Raw genomic sequence first — 12,085 nt, forward strand, 5'->3', positions numbered from 1 at the left:
CTATGATTAAGGCAAGGGCTAAAAGGGTGATGATATGTCCCGCGACATCGACTACGGAAATCTTATGCATACAGCCATGCGCGGTCTGATCCGGACCGTGCTGTTGGATATTGCCGATAAGGGGCTTCCTGGAAATCACCATTTTTTCATTACCTTCGATACCGACCACCCCGACGCTGAATTGGCCGATTGGTTGTCTGACCGTTACCCCGGTGAGATGACGGTAGTGATGCAGCATTGGTTTGATAACCTTGAGGTTGGCGACGACGGCTTTGCCATTACGCTAAACTTTGGCGATGCACCCGAGCCGCTTTATATCCCTTATGATGCGATCAAGACCTTTGTTGATCCATCGGTGGAATTTGGTCTGCGTTTCGAATCCGCTGAAGAAGAAGCGGATGAGGAATCAGCCGCAGTGGTGGATGAACTGATCAGCGAAACTCAGGAAGATGCAAAGCCGGACGCGGATGTCGTGTCATTGGATAGCTTCCGCAAATAGAATTCAGTCGCAGAACTATTTCTCTATTTCAGAATCGCACCAAATACGCCGAATCGGCGTTACTGGCGCGCCAAGAATGTCGAAATAAATCTGGTTGGGATGCCATTTCGGTGCGAGTTGAATTCCAGCTGCAGCCCACCGTCTACCAACGTGCGATCATATTGCTGCATCTCGTAGTCACCGTTCGGGGCCACAAACAATGAGAATACCGTTAGTGTGTCGCCTGTGATCCGGCTCCAAACATAGGGCTCCCCCTTCATCGGATCCAATTGCTCAGTGTGCCCAAAAACGTTGCGCTTCATTGCTGCCGCATACACCCCGTCACGGCCCGAAGGCTGAAACTCAATCTCATATGACTTTGCCTTGCGCCGGCCGTCACTCTTTTGGGTGGTCGACGTCCACTTCACGCGGTAGCCATCACTGGTTTCGCCAATGACAACGCTCATGTCTCGAGGTGAGATTTCCCCGGAACGTGTCTCTACATCCGCGCTCCCGGAATACTCGCCCACAAATCGCGAAATATCGGCCAGTGCAGCTTGCCCTGACATGACAACTGCCGCTGCCATGGCGAAAACACCCAGCAGCTTTCTGCGGGAAAACGAGTTCGGATTGCAGAGTTTGTCCACGGGACCTCCTTAGGGCGAGATGCTGCTAGCTCTGCCACTGTAACCTTCCACAGCCGACAAACAATGCCTTAGCGAAAAATTGAACGGCCCTGCCCTCTATACCTTGGGTCACGATCGTCTATGCTGCGCGCAACTGGCCAATTGCACCTATCACACGCACAGGCTAAACGGCATACAATCGCATACCTGACGGAGTAAACGGATGTCCGAGACCCGCACCGAAACAGACAGCTTTGGCCCACTAGAGGTCCCCGCAGACAAGTACTGGGGCGCCCAGACCCAGCGTTCGATCATGAACTTCCCCATCGGTTGGGAGAAGCAGCCCGTCGCCATCGTGCGCGCGCTGGGTGTGATCAAACAAGCCTGCGCCATGGCCAACAAAGAATCCGGAAAGATGGAGGCCGAGATCGCAGATGCGGTTATCCAGGCAGCTGGCGAAGTCTTTGAGGGCAAGTTCGACGACAACTTCCCACTTGTTGTTTGGCAGACCGGTTCCGGGACCCAGTCGAATATGAACTCGAACGAAGTGATCGCAAACCGAGCGATTGAAATCTTGGGGGGTGTTATTGGCTCCAAAGAGCCGGTGCATCCGAACGATCACTGCAACATGGGTCAGTCGTCAAACGACACCTTCCCAACTGCTATGCACATCGCAGCTGCGATGACAGTGCGCGACGTGCTGATGCCCGGCCTGAACAAGCTGCTGGCCGGACTGGAAGCGAAGTCCGACGAGTTCAAAGACATCATCAAAATTGGCCGCACCCATACACAGGATGCAACGCCACTGACACTGGGTCAGGAATTTGGCGGCTATGCTCACCAGGTCCGCATGGGCATTCAGCGCATCGAAGCCGCCTTGCCCGGTATTTATGAGCTAGCGCAAGGCGGTACAGCCGTCGGCACCGGCCTGAACACTCAGCACGGTTGGAGCGAGAAAGTCGCCGCCAACATGGGTGAAATCACCGGCCTGCCTTTTGTCACTGCACCGAACAAGTTCGAAGCTCTGGCCGCACATGACGCTATGGTCTTTATGTCCGGCGCTTTGGCTACCGTTGCCGGTTCGATGTACAAAATCGCCAACGACATCCGTTTCTTGGGCTCTGGCCCACGTTCGGGTCTGGGAGAGCTGATCCTGCCTGAGAATGAGCCGGGTTCGTCGATCATGCCCGGTAAAGTGAACCCAACTCAGGCCGAAGCTATGACCCAAGTTGCTGCCCACGTCATGGGTAACAACGCTGCGATGACTTTTGCTGGCTCGCAAGGCCACTTTGAGCTGAACGTTTATAACCCGATGATGTCCTACAACCTGCTGCAATCCATGCAATTGTTGGGTGACGTCGCCGACAGCTTCACCGAGCGTATGCTGAACGGCATCAAGGCCAATGAGCCACGCATCGACAAGCTGATGAAAGAAAGCCTGATGCTGGTTACAGCTCTGGCCCCAACCATCGGCTATGACAACGCCACCAAGGTGGCCAAGACTGCGCACAAAAATGGCACCACGCTCAAGGAAGAGGCTATTGCCCTCGGCTTTGTTGACGAAGCGACCTTTGACGCTGTTGTCCGCCCCGAGCAGATGGTCGGACCCAAAGACTGATGGCTGAACCGGTCAACCTGAACCGGTTCAAGAAACAAAAAGCGCGGGCCGAGAAAAAGGCCCGCGCTGACCAAAACGCCATCAAACATGGGCGCAGCAAGGCTGAAAAGCAACTGGATCGCTCCACACTTGATAAAGCTAAGCGTGATCTTGATGGACACCAAAGCGACACATGAACAACCGCCCTCGCAAACATTCGCTAACCCTGCGCGGACATCGTACTTCGGTGTCGCTAGAGGATGAGTTCTGGTCAACATTTCGAAAAATCGCCGCAGAGGATGGACGCCCAATCAATGATCTGGCAGCCGAGATCGACGAGTCCCGTGGCACAGATTGCGGCCTTGCGTCGGCAATTCGATTGTTTGTGCTCAGACGTTTAACGGCGAGCTAGCCTAGGACGATCTACGGCTCAGTTTTAGCCAAATTCCATCTTTGGATCTGACCGTTAAGTGAGCCACAGGCACCGGCTCATGCCCCGCGACAAGCTCTACCTTGAAATTGCGAAGCAACATCGACAGGATCAGCGGTCCTTCGACCATCGCGAACCCGGCCCCGGTACAGACCCGAGCGCCGGCCGAAAACGGAATGAACGCATCCCGTTGACAGGCCTTACCATTTTCAGTTCCCCAGCGTTCAGGATCAAATCCATCCGGGTTGTCCCATAGCCTGTCATGACGATGCAGATGCCATGGGCTGACCACAAGTTGTGAGCCCTTTGGCACCTCCCTATCTCGAAAATGTTCCGGGCAGGTTGCCTGCCGGACCATCATAGGAACAGGTGGATACAGCCGCAGGGCCTCGCGAAATACATCCCGGCATATACGCAACTTGGACATCACTGCAAAAGATTGATCCTCAAGTGCCTCTGCCTCGTCAGCAACCTTGTCCTGCCATTCCGGATAAAGCGCCAACAAATACAACGTCCAGGCCAACGCCGACGCGCTGGTCTCATGGCCGGCCAGAAAGAAGATCGCCACCTGATCAACCATTTCTTCCGTAGTGAAGCGCTCGCTCGTAACAGGGTCGGACGTAGTCATAATTTTAGTCGCCAGATCGTCGGGCGCATCGTCGGTTTCAATCATCTGCATGCGTTCGGCGGTCAACCGTGTGATTAGTCGTCGAATTTCTGCCGCATCCCGTTTGGTCGACTTTTTGAAAAACCGCGGCATCCAACGTGGGACAGGAATGAAAGCGGCCAAATTCAGGATTGGCTGGCTTCGCTGATAATCCCTGAAACGAGTAAAGACCTGAGACGCGATTTCGTGCTCGATCGGGATTGAAAACAAGGTTCGGAAGATGACATCTGCAGCGGCATGGCTGGTGTGGGCCTCAATCTCGATAGGCTTATCCAGCTGCCCCTGCAAACGCAGCACCGACGCCTCAGCCGCGTCCCACATTGCTGGAAAGGCATCCTTTAACCGTCCCCCCTCAAACGCGGGGTCAATGATCCGGCGCTGGCGCTTCCAGGTGTCACCATTGGTCAGAAAAACTGAGTTCCCCAACAATGGTCGCAACCCTTCAGCGATGCGATTGGATTTCGGGAAATCATCAGGCCGGTTCTTCAGAACCTCTTTGACCAGATCAGGCTGATTGATCATGAAAGAGCGGAAAAATGGAGTACGAAATTCAGCCATCCAGGCGTGGTACAAGCGTGCAGGCTGTGCAGACAGGATGTCTTGGCGAAACAGGCGAAGATAGCGCCAAAGCGAGACTTTTCCCCGTCGGGATGGTGGTTTAGGTGGGATCATGTCGCGGATACCGCTGTATATTTGGAGACTGCTTGATCAATCCGCGACTGTGACGGTTTGCGATCACGATATCTCTCCTGCAGTGTTACCGGGCCAGCAGTGATTTGAAAATAGTCATAGTCTCCAGGCTGATCAAAGGCGCAAAGATACTGGAAATGCAGGCGAAAAAAGCGCCAGCGTAGCTCGGCCCAGCGTTGCGGACTTAACGTCTGAGTGAATGCAGCTGAGAACACCAAAGGCCAGAGTTTTCCGTCAGCTCCTACCCCGCTGACACTAACCGGATCGCATAGCGCAAAGGCGCAACCGTCACCGGGCGCGGTAACATCAACCCATGCCAATTCATCCCGCTGCGACAGGAATTTCAAATCGCCGCGCAACCGGTACGCCTTTGGCAGAAAGGAAACCATCGGGACCACCTGCCCTAAGCTCAGAAAACCGAGCGTCGGGTGGTCATCCGGCAGCCCCGTCCGGATCATGTCTGACAATACCGACACAGCGATATGAGCCCCAGAGGAATGGCCAACAACCAGCACCTCATCCAGTTGATCGTCATTCAGTGCAGTCCGAATTAATACCGTGAACTCAGCTATACGCCCTTCCAAATCCGGCGAATAGGCCCCCTTGGAAGAGGCTGAATAGGCGTAATCATGCATGAGGTAGTAGGCAAAAAACTTGCCATCCAGTTTCTTGAACCAGCGCAAAACCCCGACACCAAGCAACAGGCCAAGCAATAAGCTTATCGATTGAACAAAAAAGCCAGAGACTGAGAAAAGACCTGCCACGCCGATACACGCCCACGCAGTTCCCCAGACTAACAAACCCGCTAACAACGCCTGTGCAAGCAACATCCCAATGGGATATAATGCTGCAATAACAGGACCTTTACGGAGCGTCATCAACCGACCCAACGCTCCGGTTGAGATATAGATCCAAGCTGTTTGAATCAGTTGCAGGTAGGTCGCCAGTATCGAGTTTTCCATGCTATCGCGAACGATATCGGACCAGACAAGCACATCGACGTCAGTCGTTGTTTTAGCATCCTCGATAGTGGAATGCACCCGCCATCCATAGGAACCCGTTTTCACAGTCTTGGCAGCAAGCTCAATTTCATAGCCAGAAATCTCAGCCTGCGCAGCGCTTTCCTTGCGGTAGAGTTCACGATACCGACGTGGCGGTATTGGGTCGTATCCAGGGATATAAAAAACCCGACGCCGGTGCACTCTAGTGCCTTGCGACTTGTTTTCAATGTTCCCCAAAACCTTGCCCTTTTATTTACTGGGCCTACCGTAGCGTTTCATTCTGGCAAGAGTAAGACCCTGCATCTAAAGAAAAAGGGGCCCGAAGGCCCCTATTCCCTAGCCTAGGCTAGCTAGTGCCGGAAAGGTCTCAAGAAGCCACCAAGAGAAGGTGGAGAACAACCCGGTAACCAGCATCACACCAACGAACAGCAGCAAGCCACCCATGAGCTTTTCTATCAGCCCCATATGACGTTTCATTTTTCCCATCAGAACCATAGACCGGCTGAGGAATATGGCGGCTAGAAGGAAGGGAACACCAAGCCCAAGCGCGTAGATTCCGAGCAGGATTGTTCCTCTGGCGACGGAAGCTTCGGAAGCTGCAAGTGAAAGAATAGCCCCCAATTGCGGGCCAATGCAGGGGGTCCAGCCAAAGGCAAAAGCAAGACCCAGAACATAGGCCCCAACTGCGGATCCACCGGACTGACCTGCCTCCATTCTCATCTCGCGGTCCAAGATCGGAATGCGGAAAACCGACAGAAAATGCAGGCCAAAGATGATCACCACCACGCCTGAGACTTGCGCGAAAAGCTCTTGATTTTGCAGGACAAATGCCCCGAAAACTGAAGCCGTAAAGCCCAGCAGCAAGAACACGGTGGATAGACCCATGATAAAGAACAGGGCAGCCAGAATCGCCTTGCGACGGGCGGCGCCGGGGTTCTGCATATCTCCTATTGAAACGCCGCTCATATAGGCCAGATAGGGGGGCACAATGGGCAGCACACAGGGGGAAAGGAAGCTGATCAAGCCGGCAACCAGCGCGACGAGCATGGCAGGGAGTAGGCCTGCATCGATGATTTCTATACCAAACATATCTCTGCCTTAACGCACCTGTTTTCAAAGGTCACGAGGACATCCGGTCACAACCCTGTGGACAGGATGAAATTTCCGTCATATCTGACAGTTATGAATGAAATTAGCGAAACAGTGGATGCCATTGGCCTGTTGTGCCCCCTGCCCGTTCTAAAGGCCCGTAAGCGGCTGAAGCCACTGCCATCAGGCGCGGTTCTTCAGTTATTGGCTGACGACCCTGCAGCGGTGATTGACGTACCACATTTCTGTAATGAGGCCGGCCACACGTTGGTCGAGATTACCGAAGCTGACGGCCATCAGGTCTATTTGGTCCGCAAGGGCGGCTGAGCCCACCACAGGGGCCCTACAACGTCTGACATCCCCCAAAAGTGCCGGTGATAACTGTGCACCACCTGTGCACCGGGTTCGCGCCGATTTGTTGGAAATGGGATAAAAACGTTTCGCGCGCGAAACAACCTAACGATCTATTAAAAATGATCCGCGGATCCGGCAGGCCAGTTTAAAGCAAAAACGCCGGGGTTTTCCCCGGCGTTTAAAACTTGTTCTAGTTACCCAGCGACCACCAGCCGCGCCGCTTGGGCTTTGGCGGCTGTTCAGGCTCTGGCGCAACCTCTTCGGCTGCTACCAGTTCTGGCTCGGCCTCTGACTTTTCGGCTTCGGGTTCAGCGGCAGTCTCTGGTTCAGCTGCTTCAGGCGCTGCGGCTTCGGCGACTTCCGGTACCGGTTCCGCCTCTGCATCCGCAGTTGGGGCAACCTCTTCTACTTGCACAGCCACTTCAACAGTTTCAGGAGCGGATTTAGCCACGACCTCAGGCTGTTCAGCGACTGGTGCTTCGGCGGTTTCCTCTGCAGCAGTTTCAGGAGCAACCTCAGTTACTGGCTCCGCGTCTGTGGGTGCTGCTGCGTCGGCGGCGGCAGGCTGTTCCGCTTCTGCTGTGTCGATCACAACAACGGTATCAGTCTGTGTTTCTGCAGTGTCGATTATGACAACAGCATCAGCCTGCGTTTCGGCAGTGTCGATGATAACAACGGAATCTGTTGGTGCTTCAGTCGAGGCCACATCATCCGATGTATCAGTTTTAGGCTTACTGTTACGTGAGCGTGAACGAGTGCGTGTCCGCTTTGGCTTTTTCACTTCCTCGGCAGGTTGCTCATCTTCAGCCGCAGGTTCGCCTTCAGCTTCCCCCTCGGTTGTAGTGGCGGCATCCGCAGTACCCTCGGCACCTTCTTCAGAAGTAGCTTCAGCCCCATTTTCACCATTCTCGGACTTGTTTGACCGGCGACGACGACGACGACGCTTGCGCTTGGGCTTTGCCTCACCCTCTTCAGGTGTTGTCGCCTCGGCAGCACTCGAATCTGCGTCCTCGTCACTGGCTTCAGCCTCATCAGCATCCACCTGATCCATCAACGAGGTGTCAACAGACACCACCGGACCAGCTGAAACCGATACGACACGGGTGGCCGTCTTGAACTTCTCCATTGTGAAGTCAGGGCTGACCAGATGCGGGTCACCTTCGATGCGAACCGACAGACCGTAACGGGCTTCGATCTGAGCGATGTGCTCGCGTTTTTGGTTCATCAGGAAGTTGGCGATGCTGACTGGGCAACGAATCAAAACTTCACGTGATCGGTTGCGTGTGCCTTCTTCCTCGATCTGGCGCAGAATGGTCAGCGCCATGTTATCGTCAGAACGGATCAGACCAGTGCCGTGGCAGGATGGGCAAGGTTGAGTTGTCGCCTCGAGCATGCCCGGACGCAGACGCTGTCGGCTCATTTCCATCAGGCCAAAGCCCGAGATGCGACCAATCTGGATGCGGGCGCGGTCGGTCTTCAACTTGTCTTTGATGCGCTTTTCAACAGCGTTGTTGTTCTTACGCTCGTCCATGTCGATGAAGTCGATAACGATCAGACCAGCAAGGTCACGCAGGCGCAACTGACGGGCAACCTCTTCGGCGGCTTCCAGGTTGGTTTTGGTCGCGGTGTCTTCGATCGAGCCTTCTTTGGTGGCCCGACCCGAGTTCACGTCGATGGCAACCAGGGCCTCGGTGACGTCGATCACGATATAGCCGCCAGACTTCAGCTGGACGGTAGGGTTGAACATGCCACCCAGATAGCTTTCGACCTGATAGCGGGCGAACAGCGGCAGGGTTTCATTGTACCGTTTCACGTTTTTGGCGTGCGACGGCATGATCATTTTCATGAAGTCTTTGGCGATGCGGTAGCCGCGTTCACCTTCGACAAACACCTCGTCTATCTCGCGATTATAAAGATCGCGGATCGAACGTTTGATCAGGTCGCCTTCTTCATAGATACGGGCTGGCGCAATCGATTTCAGCGTCAGTTCGCGGATCTGCTCCCAAAGGCGTTGCAGGTATTCATAATCGCGTTTGATTTCGGCCTTGGTGCGTTTGGCACCAGCGGTGCGCACAATAAGGCCCGCGCCAGTTGGCACGTCGATTTCGTTGGCGATTTCTTTTAGTTTCTTACGGTCAGCAGCGTTAGTGATTTTACGAGAAATCCCACCACCGCGCGCGGTGTTAGGCATCAGTACACAGTAACGGCCAGCCAGCGAAAGGTATGTGGTCAGAGCAGCACCTTTGTTGCCGCGCTCTTCTTTGACGACCTGAACCAGCAGAACCTGGCGAACCTTGATGACTTCCTGGATCTTGTAACGCTTTGGACGTGGTTTACGACGTGGGCGAATGTCTTCGCTGTCGTCTTCGTCTGCTACAGATTCGATAGAGCTGTCTTTTGAAGTCGCGTCTGCGCGCTTTTCTTCTTCATCGGCTTCGTCGTCGCCTGCTTCTTTGGCTTCGGTGGGTTCAGCGTCAGCTTCCACTGCAACATCGGCAGTCGCAGCTTCATCAGCGACAGCCTCTGCAACAGGTTCCTTTGCCGCCTCATCCTGAGGCTGCTCTTCAGTCGCTACTTCTTCAGCAGCGGCTTCAACTGCTTCAGCCTCGGGCTGCTCAGTCTCTGCTGTCTCAGCAGGAGCTTCGACCTCTGGCGCCTGTTCATCAGTTGGCTCTTCAACTGGTGTTTCAGCGACAGTCTCCATCGGAGAGCTGCCTTCAGCCGTGCCAAGTACATCCGCAGTTGTGGAGTCGGTCTCATCGCTGAGATCGATAGTTTCCATACCGGAGATTTCAGGGCTGGTGATCTCGACTTCTTTGGTCTCGACAGCATCCTTGGACTTTACGCCCTCAGCCTTGCTTCGGCTACGTGAACGGGAGCGACGCGGCTTGGACGGTTTATTGTCTTCCTCGTCATCCTTGGCACGCATTGCTTCGGCATAGAGGCGTTCTTCCTCCATCAGCGCTTCGCGGTCGGCGACCGGGATCTGATAGTAATCGGGATGAATCTCCGAAAACGCCAAAAAGCCATGGCGATTGCCGCCATATTCAACAAAAGCGGCCTGCAGTGAAGGTTCGACGCGTGTTACTTTTGCTAGATAGATATTACCAGCGAGCTGGCGTTTGTTCTCGGATTCAAAGTCGAACTCCTCAACCTTGTTTCCGTCGACCACCACAACCCGAGTTTCCTCGGCGTGGGTGGCATCAATAAGCATCTTCTTTGCCATGTTTCCTTAGTGCACCATGCCTGTGCGCGCTGGCTCCGGCCGTTACCGGGGGGGGCTGCGCGTTTTGGGTGGTGTCTTGTCAGGGCGATATCTGACGGCGCGCGACGGGACATGGTCGCGGAAAATCTTTCCGTCGGTCCTGTCTCTGTGCTCTGTGCCTGCGCGCGCGTCATCGCGGTTCTTCTCCGACAGGTGGGGGGTATCCCGAACCCTGCCCATTTTTTCCTGCCCCGAAAACTCTCCGGCTCAGGCGCTAAACTACCCCGGATCCCGGGGCCAATCGGTCTGTTTTCACCTTCTCGGATCGTGCCGGACAAAGACGAAAAACAGCGAAACTCATTTGTAGTGACAACATCCTATTGGTGGTGGTCACTTCCTGACAGCATACTGCCTGTGGATAGGTAATGACAATGGGCTTCTTTGACTCGCCCATGGAATTCACCTTCATTAGACGACCAATTCCGCCAAAAGGTTAAAAACAAGCGAATTTCATCGCTTGCCAGCCTGTTTTTTCATCACTTTTAACTGTCTGCGGCCCTAGAAGGGCCTGTGGAGTAATTTCCGCTAGAGATAATCGGACCGTTGCAAGCCGTATTTGGCCATTTTTTCATTCAACGTCCGGCGGGGAAGACACAACTCCTCCATCACCGATGCAATCGAGCCCTTGTGGCGGCGCATGGTGTTGTCGATCAGCATCCGCTCAAAGGCCTCAACGTATTCCTTTAACGGCTTACCTTCGGTTGTCATCACCGGCTGCATCTCTTCGTGGTCCGACATCAAAAGTGACGCAATGGTCCCGGATCCACGTCGCGCCTGCAACACGGCCCGCTCGGCGATATTGATCAACTGGCGGACATTACCCGGCCATGGAGCCTGCAATAATTGAGCCGCCTCCTGTGCTGATACCTTTGGGGCCTCGCAGCCGTATTCTTCCGAAAACTGCTCTGACAGACGCATGAACAGGGTCAGAATATCTTCGCCACGCTGGCGTAATGGCGGAACAGTAATCCGCAGGGCAGCAAGGCGATAGAACAGATCCGATCGCAACGCGTCTTCACAGGTTTTACCGGCTTCTTGCAGGTTGGAAATCGCAACGATGCGGGTTTCGCCTGGGGTTCCCTGCTCGTTGATCACGCTCAGCAGCTTGCCTTGAAGTGGTTCGGTCAGGGCATCAATATCTTCCAGAACCAGCGTTCCGCCACGTGCCTCTTCGATAGCGGGCAGTAGAGAATCTTCGGGCATCATCGGACCAAACAGGCGTTTTGACAGCGCCTCTTCCTCTAGCGCGGCGCAGCTCACCAGTACAAATTTCTTACCTGCCCTGCTGCCGACCGCATGCAGCGCGTGTGCCACCAAGGTTTTTCCGGTGCCGGTTTCACCGTCGATCATCACATGGCCGTCGGCCTGACCAAGGTCCAGAATATCTTCTTTCAGACGTTCCATAACCGGGCTGGCGCCAATCAGCTTTTTCATGATCTGAGTGCCGTCAGACAATTCACGGCGCAACACGCGGTTGTCGAGCACCAGACGGCGGGCCCCAGTGGCGCGCTTGGCGAGCTCTGACATGCGATCTGGATTGAAAGGTTTCTCAAGGAAATCAAAGGCCCCTACCCGCATTGCCTCGACCGCCATAGGTACATCGCCGTGACCTGTGATCATTATCACAGGCAAAGCACTGTCGCTTCCCATGAGTTTTTTTAGGAACTGCATTCCGTCCATGCCCGGCATTTTAATATCCGAGATAACGATGCCGGGGTAATCCGCACTCAGCACTTTCAGCGCATCTTCGGCGCTGGCAAAGGTTTCGGTATCGTAGCCTGACAGGGCCAACCACTGGCTGATTGACTGGCGCATGTCCTGCTCGTCGTCGACAATCGCGATTTTCATGGCCTGTGCCATAACGTATCCTTCCTCAAACACACCGCGC

General features: G+C 54.5%; 11 protein-coding genes. 5 read left to right on the forward strand and 6 right to left on the reverse strand.

Annotated features, from left to right (window positions below; genetic code table 11):
• Window positions 1-34 precede the first annotated feature (34 nt).
• Window positions 35-499, forward strand: a complete 465-nt coding sequence (locus tag DL239_RS14800) for an SspB family protein (protein ID WP_167684875.1) — start codon at window positions 35-37, stop codon at window positions 497-499.
• 59 nt (window positions 500-558) lie between these two features.
• On the opposite strand, the gene DL239_RS14805 is transcribed toward DL239_RS14800, so the two are convergent.
• Complete coding sequence (locus tag DL239_RS14805) at window positions 559-1,065, reverse strand: hypothetical protein (protein WP_167684912.1); 507 nt, start codon at window positions 1,063-1,065, stop codon at window positions 559-561.
• Window positions 1,066-1,327: 262 nt separating this feature from the next.
• On the opposite strand from DL239_RS14805, the gene fumC reads away from it, so the two are divergent.
• The 3 genes from fumC to DL239_RS14820 are packed head-to-tail and all read left to right on the forward strand — an operon-like array spanning window position 1,328 to window position 3,113.
• Window positions 1,328-2,722 carry a class II fumarate hydratase gene (gene fumC, locus DL239_RS14810; RefSeq protein WP_167684876.1) on the forward strand — a complete coding sequence of 465 codons (1,395 nt, stop codon included), beginning with the start codon at window positions 1,328-1,330 and terminating at the stop codon, window positions 2,720-2,722.
• Window positions 2,722-2,898 carry a DUF4169 family protein gene (locus tag DL239_RS14815; RefSeq protein WP_167684877.1) on the forward strand — a complete coding sequence of 59 codons (177 nt, stop codon included), beginning with the start codon at window positions 2,722-2,724 and terminating at the stop codon, window positions 2,896-2,898. Before fumC ends, DL239_RS14815 begins: the two co-directional genes overlap by 1 nt.
• Window positions 2,895-3,113, forward strand: coding sequence for a ribbon-helix-helix domain-containing protein (locus DL239_RS14820; protein ID WP_167684878.1), 219 nt, complete (start codon window positions 2,895-2,897; stop codon window positions 3,111-3,113). Before DL239_RS14815 ends, DL239_RS14820 begins: the two co-directional genes overlap by 4 nt.
• A gap of 1 nt (window position 3,114) precedes the next feature.
• Here the strand turns inward: DL239_RS14820 and DL239_RS14825 are convergent, their stop codons facing one another.
• The 3 genes from DL239_RS14825 to DL239_RS14835 form a co-directional block, all read right to left on the reverse strand.
• Window positions 3,115-4,470, reverse strand: a complete 1,356-nt coding sequence (locus DL239_RS14825) for a cytochrome P450 (protein WP_167684879.1) — start codon at window positions 4,468-4,470, stop codon at window positions 3,115-3,117.
• Window positions 4,467-5,717: a hypothetical protein gene (locus DL239_RS14830; protein WP_439650871.1), complete on the reverse strand. Its 1,251-nt coding sequence runs from the start codon at window positions 5,715-5,717 to the stop codon at window positions 4,467-4,469. Before DL239_RS14830 ends, DL239_RS14825 begins: the two co-directional genes overlap by 4 nt.
• Window positions 5,718-5,825: 108 nt before the next feature.
• Complete coding sequence (locus DL239_RS14835; protein ID WP_167684880.1) at window positions 5,826-6,578, reverse strand: cytochrome c biogenesis CcdA family protein; 753 nt, start codon at window positions 6,576-6,578, stop codon at window positions 5,826-5,828.
• Window positions 6,579-6,671: 93 nt separating this feature from the next.
• On the opposite strand from DL239_RS14835, the gene DL239_RS14840 reads away from it, so the two are divergent.
• On the forward strand, window positions 6,672-6,905 hold the full coding sequence (locus DL239_RS14840) for a sulfurtransferase TusA family protein (protein ID WP_167684881.1): 234 nt from the start codon (window positions 6,672-6,674) through the stop codon (window positions 6,903-6,905).
• Between the two features lie 217 nt (window positions 6,906-7,122).
• Here the strand turns inward: DL239_RS14840 and DL239_RS14845 are convergent, their stop codons facing one another.
• Together DL239_RS14845 and DL239_RS14850 are read right to left on the reverse strand one after the other, a co-directional pair.
• Window positions 7,123-10,158, reverse strand: a complete 3,036-nt coding sequence (locus DL239_RS14845) for an Rne/Rng family ribonuclease (protein WP_167684882.1) — start codon at window positions 10,156-10,158, stop codon at window positions 7,123-7,125.
• A 564-nt stretch (window positions 10,159-10,722) separates the two neighbouring features.
• A complete protein-coding gene (locus DL239_RS14850; protein WP_167684883.1) occupies window positions 10,723-12,057 on the reverse strand; it encodes a sigma-54-dependent transcriptional regulator in 1,335 nt (444 codons plus the stop codon).
• Window positions 12,058-12,085 lie beyond the last annotated feature (28 nt).

Source organism: Parasedimentitalea denitrificans (assembly GCF_011813015.1).
Lineage (GTDB): Bacteria > Pseudomonadota > Alphaproteobacteria > Rhodobacterales > Rhodobacteraceae > Parasedimentitalea > Parasedimentitalea denitrificans.